The organism is Paenibacillus faecis (assembly GCF_008084145.1).
Taxonomy (GTDB): domain Bacteria; phylum Bacillota; class Bacilli; order Paenibacillales; family Paenibacillaceae; genus Fontibacillus; species Fontibacillus faecis.
This window is the reverse complement of the sequence record NZ_VSDO01000001.1, coordinates 1540978-1558894: the sequence shown is the minus strand read 5'-3', so window position 1 is coordinate 1558894 and position 17917 is coordinate 1540978. Positions and strand designations below refer to the sequence as shown.

Here is a 17917-nt window from a genome sequence, read left to right as displayed (position 1 = left end):
TGCCCTAGCCGTCGTAGAACTCTTCCCGCAGCTGTTCTTCTTCCGCGACGGCCTGAATTTCATCGGGGCCGATCTGAAAATACAGGTATCCGTCCTGTGCCTGTTTTTTCAGGGCCCGTTCTTTCATATATTTAGGGCTGGCCTCCCCGGCTTCTTCATCGTAAACCAGGAGAATGCCGTCCGTTTTTCGCAGCAGCAGCTCGTCGCGGGCCGTAAATTGCCATCTTCCCTGGTACCCTTCTTTGCTGACCGAGCCGTAATAATCCAGTTGACGCACCAAATCGCGGTAATACGCCTGTTTTTCCTCGTTCCACTGTTCTTCGGGGTGGCTGAAGGCGGTTATGATGGAGCATTTCAAATGCGGATACTCCTCCTTCAACTGAAGGGCGGCTTCGCAAGCCCACAGATCGACGCCGTACTGCCCGGGGGTGATTACCCATTCCAATCCTTCATCCAGGAGAGGCAGGAGCCGGTTGATGATGGCTTGTCTGATGAAAGGAATGCCGTGATGTTTATTGTTGTATATGCCAAGCTCGTGGGCTCGGTAACCGGTGACCAGCAAGTTTTTCAACACGCTTCTTCCTTCCGTTGGCGGGATTCTGTCCATTAACATTATAAACCATACATGGCAGTAAATCATGAAAAAACAAGAGGAGGTAGGACAAAAATACCATAAATTTAAAGGGATTATATGTCGAAATGAGCCTTTTTGCCCTGTCATCCCTTCCATACTTTAGGTAATATCGTTAAGAATACATATTCTAGGAGGACAAAGATTTGAAGAAATTAACAGCAGTATTACTGGGGGCAGCACTGGTACTTAGCATTACGGCATGCGGCAAAGAGAAAGCGGCTGAAGGCGGCGCTAACCAAGCGGCGAACGGCGGCGCAAATAAAGCTGCAGAAACAACAACCAATACGCCGGCGGAAACAAAGGTTCCTACTGTAGATGAATTGATGGCGAAATCCACGGAAGCCAGTGAAAAGCTGAAAAGCATGGCTATGGACTCCAAAATCAGCCAAAACATCGTCGTGAAGCAAGGCGAGCAGTCGCAAGAGCAAAAGATCGACATGACGCTGAAAATGGATATCGTTAAAGAACCGATGGAAATTCATCAAGTGATGGATATGTCCATGGGGGCGCAAGGAAGCCAAAACATTGAGCAGTACATTACGCAAAACGGCGTTTACTCCAAAGTAGGCGAAGCTTGGACGAAGATGCCTGAAGCGGAAAGCAAGCAAATCTTGGACAGCATGAAGCAATCGGCGAGCCCGGAGGCTCAACTGCAGCAATTCAAATCGATCGCCAGCGAAGCGAAAGTGGTTGAAGAAGGCGACGAATATGTATTGAGCGCGGATTTGTCCGGCGACGGCGTGAAGGACTTGGCAAAGAACTTGATGAACCAATCGGGCGGCCAAAATGAGCAAACTGCGGCAATGCTGGATCAAATGAACATCAAGAACATCAAGATTTCCTATGCCGTAAACAAAGACACATTCCTGCCGACGAAGTCCAATGTTAAAATGTCCATGGAAATGAGCGTGGAAGGACAAAGCGTAACGCTTGACATGGATATGGACAGCACGATTTCCAAGTATGACGAACTCACGAAAATCGAAATTCCTCAAGAAGTATTGGATAGCGCGAAGTAAGTTCCAATGATGAGGAGAAGCCGGCCCCAAACGGGGCCGGTTTTTTTGGCCTGTTGAGCTGGCGAAGCGTGCGAAACAAAAAAACACCTGCTATGCGGGTGGTGAAGTGATGTGATGCGCCTAGTGTGCTTCCAAACGTTCAACTCCAAAAAGATGCAAATCTGCAGGTATTTCAAGCGATTTTAGAGAAACGAGCCGGTTTCGTCGAAAATTCCTGCAGATTTGCAGGAATTTTAAAATTTTTGACCCCAAACAAGAAAAAACATGCACATATGCAGGAATTCTATATTATCAAGGTTGTCTGACGGGAGGAGGGGGATGATTCATAGGATCAAGCAAAAAAGCCCTGCGGCCGAAGCCTCGGGCTTATCCATCCGATTAGACAAATTGACAACGGTTACAATTATCCGTGGATCGACATTAGCGTGAACGCGATATAGAAGACGGCGTAGAAAACGCCCAAACCGATAATCCAACCGAAGATCCCGCTTTTAGTTTTACTGCTTCCAGGTTCCCACATCGAAAGTCAGCTCCTTTTTCGCAGTGCCGTTTATTTTGTGAACATTCTGTGTCTTATCTATATTATTGAACATTTTGTGACTAAAATCAAACATTTTTTTGAACATTATTTAATTTTTTTATAAAAAAGCAGCCCACGGATGTTTCTCCATAGGCTGCGCTAACGCCGGATTTACTTTTTTTGCGGAGAAAACCCTTCTTCGGTCAGGTATTCCCCGGCTTCCTCCCGTGTCTCAAACACCATTTCCAGGTTTTGCCCGGCAAAGATATACCATAGGTCGTCTTCATATTTCAGGGTCAACACCGCACCGTCCGCGTTCCGCCAAAGGCCTCCCGGCGTCTCTTTGTGGAAAGCGCCATGCATAGGATCCGGCCGTCCGGCCTCCGAATCTTCGCGAACCGACAGGGAGCGAATCGACCGGTCCAAAAGATCCCGCAGCTCTTGTTCGTTATATTCCCGAATATTTACATAGCCTTTATCGTCCGTTTCATAACCCTCCAGCAAGCCGGCATATACGTACCCGTTCCCGTTGGGATGAAGATGATAAGCTACCGTTTTTTTATCGTGGACGCTTTGCTCATACTGGTAATTTACGCGTCCCAGCGATACATTTCTTCGCTCCAGTTCCGGATAGGAATCCAGAATTTGCAGCTTCTGTTCAAAAGTAAGCATGATTCGCCTCCGCCGTCATTCGTCTTTTCGCAAACAGCTTCAGTATAACGGATGGGCCCGGGGAGAATCAAAGGGATTTCTCATGAGGGCGCCATCGTAGTTCATAAACCTGGTAAAAGGGTACATGTTATTAGATGACTGTGAAGGAGGAGGAAGCATGAGAGGGCCTGAGACCAAAAAAGTGAAATGGGGCATCATGGGGACGGGTACCATCGCTGAGCAGTTTGTGGCGGACCTGGCCCATACGACCAATGGGGTCGCCTATGCCGTCGGATCGCGCCAGCCCGGGCACGCCGCGGTCTTTGCCTCGCAATTCGGAATACCGCGGGCATACGGAAGTTACATGGAACTTGTCAATGATCCTGAGGTTGATGTGATCTACGTCGCGACACCGCACCGTTACCATTTGGAAAATACGCTCAATAGTCTGCGGGCGGGCAAAGCCGTCCTGTGCGAAAAGCCGATTACCGTGAACAGCCGCGAACTGGAGCTGCTGATTTCAGCCGCGAGGGAACGCGGGCTGTTTGTCATGGAGGCGATGTGGATGCGGTTTCTGCCTCCCATGCGCAAAGCGATGGAGTGGATCGAATCCGGCCGCATCGGCGAGGTCCGGCTGGTTCAAGCGGAATTCGGCATTATGGCGGACTGGGAGCCGGAGGGGCGGCTGCTGAACCCCGAGCTGGCGGGCGGGGCTCTGCTGGACGTGGGCATTTATCCGGTCGCTTTTGCCTCCATGGTGTTCGGTACGCTCCCCCGGGAAATCTGGAGCACGGCCCGGATCGGCGAAACCGGAGTGGATGAGCAGTTTTCGGCGCTGCTCACCTATCCGTCGGGAGGCGTGGCGTCCCTGCACGGGGCGATCCGGCTGGGGCTCGGAAACGAGGCGGTCATTCACGGGACGAAGGGATGCATCGTGCTCCCCTCGATCAATAAGGCGCCCTCGGTCACGCTGTACATCGGCGGGGAAGCTGTGGAGACTTTTGCGGACGAGCGGAAAGGAAAAGGGTACGAATACGAGGCGGAAGAGGTGGGCCGCTGTCTATTGGAGGGCCGGACCGAAAGCGCGATCATGCCGCTTGCCGCTTCGCTGCAGGTGATGGAACAGCTGAGCACGATCCGGACGCAATGGGGTTTGCGCTATCCTTTTGAATAGTCGGAGAAGAATAAAGTTGGTGTTTCGCTTATCCTGCTGATAGAATTAATATAGTCACTATGAAATTATTGTCGGGAGGGAAACTCTATCATGGGAGAAGCAGGCGGAACAATCAAATGGGGCATCATGGGTACCGGATGGATCGCCGAGAGATTTGCCGAGGATTTGGCGTACGTCGGTAACGGGGAAGGATTGGCGGTCGGATCGCGGACTTTTGAAAGCGCTAAAAAGTTCGCGGATCAATTTGGGTTGCCCCGCGCTTACGGCAGCTATGCGGATTTGGTGGCCGACCCGGACATCGATGCGATTTACGTGGCCACGCCGCATCCTTATCACCGCGAGAACGTGCTGACCGCTCTGAATGCGGGCAAAGCCGTTTTGTGCGAAAAGCCGTTCACCGTAAACAGCGCCGAGTTGGAGCCCTTGGTACATACGGCCAAGCAGAACAAGCTTTTTTTGATGGAAGCGATGTGGACCCGGTTTTTGCCGCCGATCGTTCAGGTCAGAACGTGGCTGGAGGAAGGGCGGATCGGGGAAGTGAAGCTGCTTAAAGCGGAATTCGGTTTCCGCAGCGACTGGAATCCCGAAGGCCGCTTGCTGAATCCGCGGCTTGGAGGCGGCGCGTTGCTGGATGCGGGAATTTATCCGGTTTCCTTCGCTTCCATGATCTTTGGAACGAAGCCGGAGCGTATCTCGAGTACCGTCCACATCGGGGAGACGGGCGTGGATGAACATTTTTCCCTTCTGCTGGATTACGGCCAGGGGAAATCGGCCTCTCTGCACGGGGCCGTCCGACTGGCCTTGACGAATGACGCCTATATACACGGAACGGAAGGTTCGATCTATATTCCGTCGTTCCTCAACGCGAAGGAAGCCTACCTGCGGGTAGCCGGGCAAGAGGAAGTGAAGTTCACGGACGACCGGCCGTCTACGGGATACGCGTTTGAAGCGGAAGAGGTGGGGCGCTGCCTGCTGAATGGCCTGACGGAGAGCCCGTCCATCACGCTGGAAGAGTCGCTCGGCATCATGAAGCTTCTCGACGAAATCCGGGGACAATGGAATTTGAAATATCCGTTCGAGTAAAAGAGAAACGGCAGCCGCGGCTGCCGTTTTGTTTTATTCTTTGGTGTGATGTATCAGCGATTCGACAAAAAGCTTCATCTGCTGGCTGGCCTCGTTCAGTTGATCGATGACCGTCATGAACTCCGTCACCAGAACGGCTTGCTCCTGCGAGGAGTGGACGATTTGCGAGAAATCGGTTTCTAGCCGGCGGATGGAGTCTTGGACGCTGGTCAACGTCGAAGAGATATTGGCGGTGGCTTCTTTCGTGCTGACCGACAATTTGTGGACTTCTTTGGCCACCACTTCGAAGCCGGCTCCGAGTTCACCGACTCGGGCCGCTTCGATCGCCGCGTTCAGTCCCAGCAGATTGGTCTGCTCGGAAATTTCTTTGATAAACCCGATCGTATGGTTCATCTCGGAGGAGTTCTCCACGGTTTGCTTGGTGTTGGCCAGCATATTTTCGCTGGTTGCCGTTAGTTCTTCGGAATGGGCGGCTACGGTCTGTACCATATCGACCAGACGGCCGGCGATAGAATCCATCATCAGCATGTTCTCTTCCAGCTTCAATTGGTTCTCCATGGACTGGGCGGTTGCCAAGGCTCCGATAATGGTGCCTTGCTCATCCCTGACCGGGATGGCGGACGCGAGAATCGGAAATCCATAGATTTCCGCGGGAAGTTGGGTGGAAGAGATTTGACCGGCCAGCGCGGTCCTCAGGTTTCGGTCCTCCGCCGGAATGGGATCGCCGGGCTTGATTTGAAAATCGATAGCCTGAGAGGGTTCGTAGAGCAGAAATTTTTCCAGATCGGTGATTCCAATCATGATGTCGCCTTTGATCATTTTTTGCATGTAAGGGACCGATTCGATTAGGCTATCCAAAATACTCATCCGTTGATCAACCGCCTATTCATTATTTTTACATAGATTATATAGTACATCCCGAAACGGTGACAATATTTGATATTTTCTGCGCGTTCCCGGTTTGGCGGTTTGGGCGGTATGGGCATAGGACGGGTTTGAAGGGAATACAATGATGCGGAAGGCGGTTTGCGGCGGGCCATGAAAAACAGGAAGCAGCCTCAAGGCTAGGAACTTGTGCTCGAATGGCGCCGGGCTGCTTCCTTGCGCACTGTGACGACACGCTATAAGGGACTCAAAACGGGATAAGCTTACAGTCATTTGGCTTTTGCACCGGTCTGACCTGCCGGGCCGGCGCCATCGATGCTTTCTTCGAGATTTCTGACTTGCTCGGATAACTCCTGGATCGTGGAGCTCATCGTATCCAGTTTTTTACCGACGGTTTCCAGTACATACTTGATGAGGATAAAGCACAGCGTAACGGGGAATCCAACATTCGCCACCATCGAGACAATGTCCGTGACCTGCATGTTCAGGGCCTCCTTTCTCTGAAAATTCCCTTTCACTTATATAGAGAAAAAAATTGTCCACGGTAACAACCAATAATTAGAAAAAATGTTATAATTAAAATTAACTCGCATATTAATGGTTGTAGGTTCAACCTTCACATTTCCCTATACATAGAAGATGAAGATGGAAGGGGGAGGTTAATTTGAAGGAACAAACAACCGCGTATGAGCAATATCGCAGAGAAGTTTATCGGATCGCCTGGAGGGTACAGTACAAAGCCAAAGTTGTGAAAAGACGGGAATGTTCATTCAACGGATTCGAACCGGCCGTATCCAGTTTTACCTCATCTTCTGATAACAAAATGTTGATTCGTCAGCTGATCGATGCCTTGCCTTCAACTACGGGGCGTATGATCATTTATAAGATTTATTTGCAAGACAAGACCGAGCGTGAGGTAGCCCTTGAATTGAATATGACTCAGCAAGGGGTGAACAAATGGAAGCGCAAAATGATCCAAGAGTTGTCCCGGATGATGAGTTCCTGACTTTGCTTCATCGGGCGAAACAGAACGACCCGGAGGCCGTACTGCAGTTGATTGAACTTTATAAAGGGGATATCTTGCGGGTCAGCAAGTACATTCATTCGCCGGCCGAGGATGCGGTATCCGACATCATTCTGGAGTTTCTGGAATTGATCAAGGAGCAGGAAGATCAGGACAAGTGAAGGTTTTTTTGCCGCCGCGACAAGTACGGCGGCTTTTTTTGCGCCTTCGGCGCTGTCCGGCGGGGCGCGTGCGTATGGCATATGGCGGCGCCATTGCGTTCTCGCGCAGGCAAGCTAAATTCCTGCAAAAGCGCAGGCTTTCCCGCCGCGATTTCGAATAAATCAAAAATTCCTGCAAAGATGCAGGTATTTTCGGAGAAATGGGCCCGACGGGCCGTTTATCCCGAAAAAGGATGCGGATTTGCAGGAATTTCGCTGCCGAGCCCTGACTCGGCCGGAAAAGCCTGCATTATTGCAGGCTTTTGTGAGTCAGGGGGCAAACAGGGAACAAGCCCGGATAAAAGTCCGGGCTTGTTGTCCAGCGGGGCGGCTTAGCGTGGGGTTAGCTCAAGCCGCCCTGTGTTTCCGGGGCCGCGGGCACAGCCGGAGCCCCCTCGGCGGCCGGCGCGGCCGGCGTATCGGGCTGCCGCTCGCCGCCGCTCGGGGCCGGGGCCGGAGACTCGCTGCTAAGCGGCTCCTCCGCACCGGCGCCCGGTTCAGGGGCGGTCGGCCCCGCCGGAGCCTCCGCCGCAGGGACTTGCGGTCCCTCCGGCCCTTCGTTCACTTCCGGCGCTTCCGGAGCCGGCGGCGCGGTCACCGGCACATAGGGCTTCACGACCAGCACGCTCGCCGTGAAAGTGTGGCCCCGGTAAACGGCCGTTAAGGAAGTGAGCCCCGGCTTGAGGCCGTAGAGGAAGCCGCGCTCATCCACCCGGGCGATTTCGGGGTCGGCGACCGTAAACCGGGTTTCCCCGTTCACGATCGAGGTATGCCCGGACTCGTCGGTAAATAGAGCCTGGGTATCCAGCTCACCGCCGATCATCAGCGAATAATCCTCCGAGTCCAGGGAGAACCGCCCGGGCGTTTCGCCAGGGATGTCCGTCACCGTTACCGGCAGTCTAGCGGAGAATCCGGCATATTCGGCGACGATTTCCGTCGTCCCGAGGGACACGCCCGTAACGAAGCCGTCGCGATCCACGGCGGCGATTTCCGGATTTCGCGAGGTGAATACGGTCTGGTTCGTGATGATCGACGCGGTTCCATCCGCATAAACCGCCTCAACGACGCTAGGCTTGCGTTCGCCGACGCCAAGCTCCAGCGCCGGATCCGTAAACCGGAGTTCCTTCAGATTCGCCGAAGGCTGCCCGCTTTCGCCGGACACCTTGATCAGCTGCATCAGGTACCTCTCGTTTAATTTAACTTGACTCGTCATAAGAAAAGCGCCGTCCGGGCTGTACGTACCTTTCTCGATATATCCCAATCCCGGGCCTCCAAACCGGAGATGTCCGGTCACATTCCCGTCGTGGTCTATCCGCAAAATTTGATACTGCGACGACGAAGTATACACATCCTCGCGGATGGTGTGGCGCCCAAGCAGCGCATAACCATCCGGAGTCGAAACCAGTTGTTGGAAGAAATGCTCACCCTCATCAAGCGGGTAGGTTTTCTCCCACAGGATCTCTCCGTTTTCATCCATTTTGAACACGAACGGCACCTGCTTACCGTCCTGACGCGTCATTCCGGAGACCATATAGCTTCCGTCCGACGTCATCTGTATGGACCAAGCGGAGCGGCCGCTGCCGGGAAAAACCTGCTGTTTTTCCCATTGCACCTTACCATTCGCGTCGACTTTCACGACCAGGGAGGCGTCGGAATCCGAGTGCATCACGCTGTCGATTTTACCGACCGCCAGAACGCCGCCATCCGGAGTCGCCCTGACGTCATTAAAGGTCTGGTTATCGCCAAGAGAGAAAGTTTTGTGCCACAGTTCGTTCCCCTCCCGGTCCACCTTCATCAGATAAGCCGGAGCTTCGCCCCAGGAATTGGCGCCATAGCCCGTAAAGACAAATCCGCCATCCACAGTCTCCGTAGCGGATTCCGCATAAAAATGAGTGTAGTCCGAAAGGTGGTAATAGCGGGACCATTCGACACTTCCTTGGTTGTCCAACTTAGCCAAATAGGGAATGTTTAAAGGTCTGGCGGTCCGGTCCGTCGCGGCTCCGCTCACCAAATAACCGCCTTCCCGTACGGGGATGATCCCTTGGGCCGTGACGCCATCCGTATAGGGGTCTCCGGTAACATTCAAGGTTTGCTCCCATAGGGTGCGGCCGCTCTCATCCGTTTTTACGACGTATCCAAAAGAAGTTGAGCTGTTGCTTACGTCACCGACGGCAAGGTACCCTCCATCGGTAGCGGAGATAACCGAGTTTCCTTTGGAAGATCTAAAAGCTTGTCCAAACTCGAAGCTCCACTCGATTTTCGGCGTGCCCGGTTTTTCCGGAGACGCGGCGGCCTTACCGGTTCCCGGCCAAACGGTCCAGGCCAGCAGGCAGCTAAGGGATATGGCAGTGAGTCTTTTCAATAATTGAGACATCAGCAGTTCTCCTCTCAAAATGGTTATCAAGGAACATTACCCCATTCCATTATCAAGGAAGACAGAAAAACGGGAAATCCAACAAAACTCTTAAATTCCAGGATTCTGGAAAATAGTCGTAAAGGAGGGGAGGGGCCGATTGGCCGGAAAGTGCGAATTAATAAAGTAGCTAATTACTGGTACATTGTATTCGCACTTCCAAGAAATTTATGGTAACCTTTTATATACCTACAACTGGTTTTATGGGTACTATGGGGGAAATCGGTTGGGGAATTATGTAAAAGGGGAATATGTACCAAATGAAGATGAAGAAACAAACGGCAGCGGCAATAGCCCTAGCTGCGACTCTTGTATCGGGTACCGTGCTGGCAAACACTACTTTTGCGGCAGAGGCTACAAAAACATTGAAAGCGGTATATAGTAACATTAAACTTGTTTACAACGGTCAAACTATCAGTTCTACTTCCGGTCAGGAGCCTTTTGTGGTTGACGGATCTACGTATGTGCCTATCAGAATGGCGGGAGAAGCACTTGGGAAATCACTATATTGGGATGGCGCGGCAAAGCAAATTCAGATTTCGGACCTAACGGCTCCGATTGACCAGGCCACGATCGATAGTTTGAATAAACAGATCAAAGACTTGGAAAGTCAAGTAACCAGTTTGAAAAAAGAGCTTAGCGACGCGAATTCCACCCTTGCCACAAAGAATCAGACCATCGCTTCACTGGAAACGCAACTTAATGCGCAAAAAAATTCAACCAGCAAGGGGAGTCTGGATAAATTAGAAGATAAGTTAAACAAAGACTATGAGGATTATTATAGCAGGTTAGATGCTGAAATATCGCTATCCGGAGACAAAAACGATATCACTGTAAAAGTGGAAGTTGACCAAGACGCTTGGGATGACTTGACCAGCAATAGGAAGAAAACATTTATTCAAGCTATTGTGGATGACATCCTTAAAGAGTTTAATAGAGCTGATGTTAGTGGGACTGTGCGAAACGAAAGCTCCAAGAAATTAACATCGTTCTCCGTCAGCAGCTCCGGTAATGTCACCCTGTCTAGCAGCGGTGTGGCTGATAAGGATGACATGCTTGACAAGTTGAAGAGAAATTTTGGCACTTATCGCGGAATACCGCTGTCCATAAGACTAACTGTGGATGAAGATGATGAAGAAGCTGTTGTGAAGGTCTATGTCGAGAAAGATGATTGGGATAGACTATCAAGCACCGATCAAAACGCTTTGCTGAGAAGGATGATTGATGAATTGGCTAGTGAGTACAGAAATTATGATATCGATGGGTATGTATACGACGACGATAACAATGGAGTTCTGGACAAAAGAGTATAATAAATCATGGTAAGCTTTTACGGCGATCGCAATGACTTTGAAGCGATCGCCGTTTTATTTTTGTGAACTTCTAAACCTTTGCAGAGCACAATTTCGTATGAAAATAGTCCGAGGAATCAAGGGTTCTGGGATGGAGGGACTAATAAATAAATACGACTTAAGATACAGGTTATTTTACTTGTGTTTGAATCTTAAGTCATGCGTTTTTTTCGGATTCGTGTAGTCCGTTAAACCGAAAAATTGCGCTGCATGTTCTTTTTCATTCCGAGTTTCTTCCTATTAAAATAGAGACGGATTTGGCGATGACTACTCTGGACTCGACGTTTGACATCAACACGAGTTTTCTCTTAGGCAGTCCGGGTATTTTTTACATCCTCTGCATTTCTCACTAATTCTTGGCGACTGTTTGGAAGAATCCTACTTTTTCCCCAGTTCCGCAAAAGATATGTCAAAGGGCCTTCCTATACTTGGAAATCGTCCTTCTAAGGGATTATTTATCGTTTTTTGGATTGTCTGTGATATAGGTTACTTGTATAATAGCAAAAGCCAGGGAGGTAAAAATTACTAATTCCTGTGAAAAACCATCTACTAGCAGGTGAACATATGAAATGGCTTATCGTATCCGGTGGATTTCATAGAATAGTGACAAGCTGCTTAGGCCGAAAAATGGAGTCGGTCCATCCGAACGGACTGGAATTGCCGGAGCTCGGGGAGTTCCTGTCCCGCGAAAATCCGGCTCTGGACGGCGTGCTCATTACGGATCAAGCTTTCTCCGGGCGTCCCGGACAGGATCGGGAGGATTTGACGGCCCTGCTCCGATGGATCGAGAACGGGAGAAAACCCGGGATTCCGGTCCTGATCGTGACGCGGGATTATTTGAAACCTCAGGAACTGGCGCCGCTGACTAAAGAATATACGAACATAACGCTGATCGTTTCCGACCAGGTGCGGATTCCATCCGAGGTTTTTGCGGAGGCGATGGATCAGCAGAGCCATAAAAAACTTACCGATATACATAGATCTGCTAAATCAGAACCCAAGCGCGTTACCGAGGAACCTGAGGAGAATAAGCTGCCGGAGAAAAAAAGATCGTTCTTCGACCGTTTCCGCTCCAAACCGGAACCGAAAGCCGAACCGGAGGCGACGGACCGCCTGACCCGGGATTTGCTCAACGTCAGCCGGGGAATCAGCCGCGTTGCCGCCATTACGGGCCATCGGGGAAGCGGATTGACCAGCACGGTCGTCAATTTGGCCCATGAAGCCAGCAAGCGGGGGCTCAGTACGATCATCATCGATATGGATGCGGAGTACCGCAGCACGAACATGTATTTCAGCCGCTTCCATGAGCGGACGAACAAAGACGAGCAGATGAGCGCTTCGCTGATCCGCACGCTGGCCAGGCCGCAGGACTATATGACCACCGCTTTTAATATCAAGGACAACTTTTGGCTTACCGGATTGGGCTATTCTTTTCATGACCGCAAGTTAATGGAACAGTTCTATACGACGGAGAAGCTGATCGGCTTAATTTCCGTCCTGCGAACCAAGTTTAATCTCGTTCTGCTCGATATGCCGCTCGATCTGTTCCGGGTGTTCCGCGAATCGATGATTCATATGGATCTGTTCGGTCTTTGTGTGCCGAACAATCTCCACGCCGTGCTGAGCACCATCCGGAACGTGGAGGTCGTCATGGACCAGGAACGCGCGTCTTACCTGAACGCCAAATCCAAGGTCATCGTGACCAAATACAATGACCGTTCCCGCTTCCAGGACAGCTTGTTCGCTCCGGATAAGGTGAGCGAGCTGCTGACCTCCGGGCTTAGCGACTATTTTCGTTACGAGATGAAAACAGCGGGCTCCGTCCCTTACAGCGACGGGTTCGACAGCCAGATCGAAACGGATATCCCCGCGATCCAGGCGGGCGCCGAGTATGAGAAGGCTTTTGGTCAAATGCTTCTAAGATTGATGGAGGGTGCGTAACTCATATGGATTTAAGTACAGTAAAAAGCGTCTCCCCGAACAAAAAGCTGTTCAAAAAAATACTCGCTTTGCTGTTCAGCATCGCGGTCATCGTAATCTCTTTTATCGTGTTGAACAATGCGAACGAGGCGGCCAAGGACACCGTTGAGGTACTCCGGATCAAGCAGAGTGGCGGAGTCGCGGCTTACGTGCCGCTGTCGGAGAAGATGATCGAGAAGTATTCGCTCATCCGCAAGGAATATACCGAGGACATGATCCTGGCGGAGGATCTTGAGGAAGTAAAGGATAAGTTTACGAAGTATTACATGCGGGACAAAAGCATTCTGTACAAGGACCAGCTGATGGCGGAGAAGCCGCAGCAGAACGAATGGCTGTACCAGCTGGATGACAAGCACGAAGTGCTGACCTTGCCCTACAACTTTCTCGAAGCCGGCGGCGATATTCTGATGCCGGGGGACCGGGTCAGAATCCGCGTATCGTATGAGGCCGAAAAAACCGGCACGGGATCGGGAAATCCGAATGCCGGGTTCCTGGCGTCCGGGACGGAGGTGCGCACCGAGGTCTTGTTCGACAGTATTGAGGTCCGGGATATGCTCAATTCGCGCAGCCACTCGATCTATGAGGTTTACAAGGAAGTGCTCAAGCTCAGTGAAGACAAGCGGCAGGAAGTGATGAAGAGCGAAGATTTCCTGCGGAGTATCCAGCCGAAATCCTTGCTGCTGGAAGGATCGCGGGAGCAAATCGACAAATTTGCCAAGTATAACGGCTTTGAAGGGAAGAAGTATCTGATCACGATCCTGAGCCGGAAGAACAGCCAGGTCATTCTGGACCAGCTGCCTACTTTGCAAAATGAGGTGGAATCATGGCTCGAAACCAAGGATTGAACCTGGATGAGGTGCTGAATAAAATATCGGCCAAGGATCGGGTCGGCTCGGAAATGCAGGAGAGCAAGCTCATCTACAGCGTGGTCGGCTTCCTTCCGGCCTGCGATATGGTCGACAACGCGCTGCTCATCAGCAATCTCGGCTATCTGTTGGGACAAAAAGGGCTGAATACCTGCATCGTCGATTTAAAAGTGTTTAACCCGAATCTGCATCACTTTCTGGACGCGCAGCCGAGCAAGAAAGGCAGCGGCCTGATCCGGGTACTGAAGAGCGACAAGGTCGACTTCCGGGAAGAGATACAGGCGACGAAGTATGAGCGGTTGTACCTGCTGTCGCCGAGCCCGCATGATTTGATCGAGGAGTACCTCGACTTTGAGTTCGAGCATCTGGAACGGGTCATCGATACGCTGAAGAGCATGTTCGATATCATTTTGCTGGACATTCCGAATAATCCTCCGCTGGAGTTTTGCCTCGGGGCGATGAAATATTCGCATATCGGCTTCTTTACGGCGACCGAGCGGATCGAGGCTTCGAGCAATATGGTGCGGATGCTGGATTTTGCCGCATCGGTCGGCATCAGCACCGCGAAATTCACCAGCGTGATTCTGATGAACATGCAGGATATCCATTACGATTACAAAGGGCTGAAGGAATTCGGCTTCAATATTGTGGCGGCGCTGCCGCTGGTCAAAGCGGCCTATGCCAGCGCGCTGGAAGGCAAGCTGTACATCAGGGATAACCCGCTGGTCAACCGGTATTTTCTCAAGGATATGCGGCGTCTTGCGGATATCCTGGGCAACCAGTAAGGGAGGGACACGAATTTATGCTCACCCGTGCGAAAATCAGCGACATGCAGCAGAAGGTAAGCCATCAGATCGTCAAAAAAGAAGAAATGGAAGATCTGAAAAACAAATATACGACCATCCAATTTGAAGAAGCGCTGGAGCTCTGTCAGAAATATATCACCAAAGTGGCGACGCACGCTTTCCGCCGGGAACACGATCCCGGGCGAAAGCGGGAAATGACGAAGGCCTACATCAATGAATTCGTCGATTCACAAAAGCCGGTTGTCGAAGGCTACTACGAGCTGGTGGAGTTGAAAAGAGCGCTGATCGACGAGATCACCCACTACGGTCCGATTACGAAGGCGATGGAAGACCCGTCGATCGACGAAATTCGGATCAACGGCACGGATCAGATCTTTGTGGAGACCGGCGGGAAGACGGTTCCTTGGGAGCAGCACTTTATCGACCGGGAGCATCTGGAGCGGATCATCTCCAAGCTGCTCGGCGTCTCCAAAGTGCGGCTGACCCCGAAGATCCCGATGGTCAACGCGCGGACGATCGAAGGATACCGGGTCAACGCGACGCACGCGGACATCTCGCCGTACGATATGCCGGCCGTCGTGATCCGGAAATTCAGCAAGAAGAGTATTACCCCGGAAATGATGATCAAGAACGAATCGTTCTCCGTCAATATGTTCAAGCTGCTGTCTCTGCTGCCGAAGGCGGATCTGTCCTGGATTACGGTCGGGCCTACCGGGAGCGGCAAGACGACGCTGAACGAAATCATGGTCCGGGAGATCAATCCGCTGTCGCGGATCATTACGATCGAGAATCCGTCGGAAATGCGGCTGCAGCGGCGGGAAGGGAACAGCGAGCACGGACGAATCATCAACGACGTGCTGCAGTATGAATCGGTTCCCGACGATGACGACGCCAGTCCGGCGACGATGGAAAATCTGTTGATCAACGCGATGCGGCAGTCGCCGCACTGGATCGGTCCGGGCGAACTGCGGACGCCGGGGGAATTCGCCACGGCGCTTCGGGCCGCGCAAACCGGCCACTTCTTCTTCACGACGCTGCATGCCGAGGGAGACCGCGAAGCGATCTACCGCTTCCTGACCGCGTACCTGATGGCCTCCAACGAGCCGGCCGAGCTGGCTTTGCGGAACATTTGCAGCGCCGTCAAATTTATCGTTTTCCAGGAAAAGCTGGCGGACGGTACCCGCAAAGTCACGTCGATCTCGGAAGTGCTCGGCTCCGAAGGGCTTGAACCGATCGTCAATCCGATCTACAAGTTCATCTCGGAGGACGTGCTGGAGGAAGAAGGCACCCACCGGGTGCTGAAGATCATCGGCAAGCACAAGCGTGTCGGCATGCTGTCCGAGAAGGTCCAGCAGACGATGATCAAAGCGGGGATCAAGCGCAGCCGCTTCGAGTTCCTGACTTCGCCGCCCGGGGAAGATGAGATAGAGGAGTACGGATTCCATGGATACAACTTCAATCATTAGTCTGTTCTTCGGCATCACCGCCTTTATTGTGTTCAACGCGGTGTTCGAAGTGCGGTTCTTTGAAGGGACCGGCCGTTTCTTTTTGGGCTTGCTGGATACGCTGGCGGAGCACCTGGGCAGATACAATACGAAGCGCTATGTGGAGCGGATCAAAAAAGAACGGATCGTGAAGCGGAAGGAAAACGTGTACGCCAAGTACAACCGGCTCGTCGAAGGGTTGATTCTCGATTTCAATCTGCCGCTGACGCTGGAAAGTTTCACTTCCCTGCTCTGTATCTGTTTTGCCATCGTCGTGCTCGTCGTGGTCATTTTTATGCAAAACGTCACCTTGGCGGTTGTCGTTACGGTCGCCATTTTCATCGGGCTGCTTACCTTCTTCGTCATGCAGTCGAAGGCGATCAAGGCGGAGAAGCTGGAGAGCATCATGGACGCCGAGGACATCATATGTCCCTTGGCCCGCGAGGGCGTACTGGTCGCGATCAAAAAAGTGATGGAGAGCGAGGAGTACATCAAGCCCAGCATCCGGCCCTATTTTCAGCAATTCATCGATAACTGCGAAAATAACGGCTACTCGTTCAAACAGGCGATCACGCTGCTAAATCGGCAGCTCGGCCCGAAATTCGATAATTTCACCAAAAAAGCCATCGTGTTCGAGTACAACGAGCGCAAAGGGATGGCGGACATTTTTCTCGATATTGTCGATGAGAATGCGGTGCTTCGGGAAATCAACGCCCGCAAAGACCGGATTTTCCGTAAGATGAACCGGGATTTCCTGATCAAAACGGTCATTATTGTCTTGTTCTTTTTGTACGCTTTAACGGTGGAGGATTTTCGCGATTTCATGCTCTACAGCACCTGGGGCAAGCTCATCAACACCGCGATGATCAGCACCATCTGTCTCAGCTTCGCCCGTACGCAGGCGCTGCAGGGCAACCTGGGTCCGGGAAGTGATGGCAAATGAGTTTATTGGCTAAGTTTTGCGCTCTCGTGGCGGTGCTTTACCTGGTCAAGGCGTTCATTTACCCGTTCTTTCGGCCCGTAAATGCCCGGCAGAAGAAGCGCAACCGTAAATATTTGAAGGAGCGGAAGAACGCGCAGCTGAATGACAGGTTTAAGGTGTTTAAGCGCCGGTTCTCCGAGAAATACATCGGCCGGCTGCTCAGCACCGCGGAGCGCACCCGCTTCCAGAAGATGATCGACCGTCTGGATTTGAACATGAAGCCCGAGGAGCTGCGGGCGGAGCAGTTGTTCTATGCCGTGGGCGGCGGGCTGGTGACGATCGTGATGATGAGCGCCAATCAGCTGCTCGGTTACGTCTCGGCGATCTTTATTTTCCTCGGCTGGATGTACCCGGTCTCGGAAATGGAGAAGAAGATCGAGAAGAAGAACAAAAATATCGCGTATGACTTTCCGGGGTTCTACAGTATGGTGTACTACCAGTACTCCAAATCGGTCAACATCTACCTGGCCGACGTCATCCGCGACTATCTGCCGAACGCCAACAAGGATATGGCCGAGGAGCTCGGGGTGATGCTCGACAATATCGAGTACGGCGAGGAATACGCGCTGAAACAGTTGAAGAAACGCGTGCCGATCCACTATATCATCAAGTTCTGCGATCTGATGGAAACCCGGCTCAAAGGGTACGACAACATCTCGCAGATGGTTTACCTGAAGAATGAGGTGGACAGCTACCGCATCCTCGCCCTGGAGGAAGACCTGGAGCGCAGGCAGCGGACGAACTCGCGGATTCAACTCATCTTGATCGTCGTGCTGGGGATTTATATCGCCATCTACTATTTATTCACCGTTTTGGATTCCATAAAAATGTTCCAATAAATTGT

General features: G+C 51.8%; 17 protein-coding genes. 12 read left to right on the top strand and 5 right to left on the bottom strand.

Going from position 1 to position 17917, the window contains the following annotated elements; translation table 11 throughout:
* Nucleotides 1-4 precede the first annotated feature (4 nt).
* Nucleotides 5-571: an SLOG family protein gene (locus FRY98_RS07055; protein WP_148450968.1), complete on the bottom strand. Its 567-nt coding sequence runs from the start codon at nucleotides 569-571 to the stop codon at nucleotides 5-7.
* Nucleotides 572-777: 206 nt separating this feature from the next.
* Here FRY98_RS07055 and FRY98_RS07050 point away from each other — a divergent pair, with 206 nt between their 5' ends.
* Entirely contained in the window at nucleotides 778-1653 is an 876-nt protein-coding gene (locus tag FRY98_RS07050) for a DUF6612 family protein (RefSeq protein WP_148450967.1), read from the top strand.
* Nucleotides 1654-2344: 691 nt separating this feature from the next.
* Here the strand turns inward: FRY98_RS07050 and FRY98_RS07045 are convergent.
* Complete coding sequence (locus FRY98_RS07045; protein ID WP_148450966.1) at nucleotides 2345-2845, bottom strand: hypothetical protein; 501 nt, start codon at nucleotides 2843-2845, stop codon at nucleotides 2345-2347.
* A gap of 157 nt (nucleotides 2846-3002) precedes the next feature.
* Here FRY98_RS07045 and FRY98_RS07040 point away from each other — a divergent pair, with 157 nt between their 5' ends.
* On the top strand, nucleotides 3003-3998 hold the full coding sequence (locus FRY98_RS07040; protein WP_148450965.1) for a Gfo/Idh/MocA family protein: 996 nt from the start codon (nucleotides 3003-3005) through the stop codon (nucleotides 3996-3998).
* A gap of 90 nt (nucleotides 3999-4088) precedes the next feature.
* A complete protein-coding gene (locus FRY98_RS07035; protein ID WP_148450964.1) occupies nucleotides 4089-5081 on the top strand; it encodes a Gfo/Idh/MocA family protein in 993 nt (330 codons plus the stop codon).
* A 33-nt stretch (nucleotides 5082-5114) separates the two neighbouring features.
* Here the strand turns inward: FRY98_RS07035 and FRY98_RS29185 are convergent, their stop codons facing one another.
* Both FRY98_RS29185 and FRY98_RS07025 read right to left on the bottom strand, forming a co-directional pair.
* On the bottom strand, nucleotides 5115-5948 hold the full coding sequence (locus tag FRY98_RS29185; protein WP_148450963.1) for a methyl-accepting chemotaxis protein: 834 nt from the start codon (nucleotides 5946-5948) through the stop codon (nucleotides 5115-5117).
* Between the two features lie 287 nt (nucleotides 5949-6235).
* Nucleotides 6236-6448 (bottom strand): hypothetical protein, encoded by a 213-nt coding sequence (locus tag FRY98_RS07025; protein ID WP_148450962.1) that lies wholly within the window; start codon nucleotides 6446-6448, stop codon nucleotides 6236-6238.
* Between the two features lie 182 nt (nucleotides 6449-6630).
* Between FRY98_RS07025 and FRY98_RS07020 the strand changes: the two genes are divergently transcribed.
* Complete coding sequence (locus tag FRY98_RS07020; RefSeq protein ID WP_148450961.1) at nucleotides 6631-6972, top strand: sigma-70 RNA polymerase sigma factor region 4 domain-containing protein; 342 nt, start codon at nucleotides 6631-6633, stop codon at nucleotides 6970-6972.
* A 2-nt stretch (nucleotides 6973-6974) separates the two neighbouring features.
* Entirely contained in the window at nucleotides 6975-7151 is a 177-nt protein-coding gene (locus FRY98_RS07015) for a helix-turn-helix domain-containing protein (protein WP_225039225.1), read from the top strand.
* Nucleotides 7152-7533: 382 nt separating this feature from the next.
* Here FRY98_RS07015 and FRY98_RS07010 read toward each other — a convergent pair whose 3' ends face one another.
* The gene (locus tag FRY98_RS07010; RefSeq protein ID WP_148450959.1) at nucleotides 7534-9564 is read right to left on the bottom strand and encodes an Ig-like domain-containing protein; all 2031 of its coding nucleotides are present in this window, start codon (nucleotides 9562-9564) and stop codon (nucleotides 7534-7536) included.
* A gap of 299 nt (nucleotides 9565-9863) precedes the next feature.
* Between FRY98_RS07010 and FRY98_RS07005 the strand changes: the two genes are divergently transcribed.
* From FRY98_RS07005 to FRY98_RS06975, 7 genes are all read left to right on the top strand, one after another.
* Nucleotides 9864-10916 (top strand): stalk domain-containing protein, encoded by a 1053-nt coding sequence (locus FRY98_RS07005; RefSeq protein WP_170287045.1) that lies wholly within the window; start codon nucleotides 9864-9866, stop codon nucleotides 10914-10916.
* Nucleotides 10917-11519: 603 nt separating this feature from the next.
* Nucleotides 11520-12896 (top strand): helicase HerA domain-containing protein, encoded by a 1377-nt coding sequence (locus tag FRY98_RS07000; RefSeq protein ID WP_148450957.1) that lies wholly within the window; start codon nucleotides 11520-11522, stop codon nucleotides 12894-12896.
* 5 nt (nucleotides 12897-12901) lie between these two features.
* Entirely contained in the window at nucleotides 12902-13780 is an 879-nt protein-coding gene (locus FRY98_RS06995; protein ID WP_148450956.1) for a CpaB family protein, read from the top strand.
* Complete coding sequence (locus FRY98_RS06990; protein ID WP_148450955.1) at nucleotides 13759-14586, top strand: CpaE/TadZ family protein; 828 nt, start codon at nucleotides 13759-13761, stop codon at nucleotides 14584-14586. The genes FRY98_RS06995 and FRY98_RS06990 overlap by 22 nt, the downstream gene beginning before the upstream one ends.
* A gap of 17 nt (nucleotides 14587-14603) precedes the next feature.
* Nucleotides 14604-16073, top strand: coding sequence for a TadA family conjugal transfer-associated ATPase (locus tag FRY98_RS06985; protein ID WP_148450954.1), 1470 nt, complete (start codon nucleotides 14604-14606; stop codon nucleotides 16071-16073).
* The gene (locus tag FRY98_RS06980) at nucleotides 16051-17034 is read left to right on the top strand and encodes a hypothetical protein (RefSeq protein WP_148450953.1); all 984 of its coding nucleotides are present in this window, start codon (nucleotides 16051-16053) and stop codon (nucleotides 17032-17034) included. The genes FRY98_RS06985 and FRY98_RS06980 overlap by 23 nt, the downstream gene beginning before the upstream one ends.
* Nucleotides 17031-17912 carry a hypothetical protein gene (locus FRY98_RS06975; protein ID WP_148450952.1) on the top strand — a complete coding sequence of 294 codons (882 nt, stop codon included), beginning with the start codon at nucleotides 17031-17033 and terminating at the stop codon, nucleotides 17910-17912. The genes FRY98_RS06980 and FRY98_RS06975 overlap by 4 nt, the downstream gene beginning before the upstream one ends.
* Nucleotides 17913-17917: the final 5 nt, after the last annotated feature.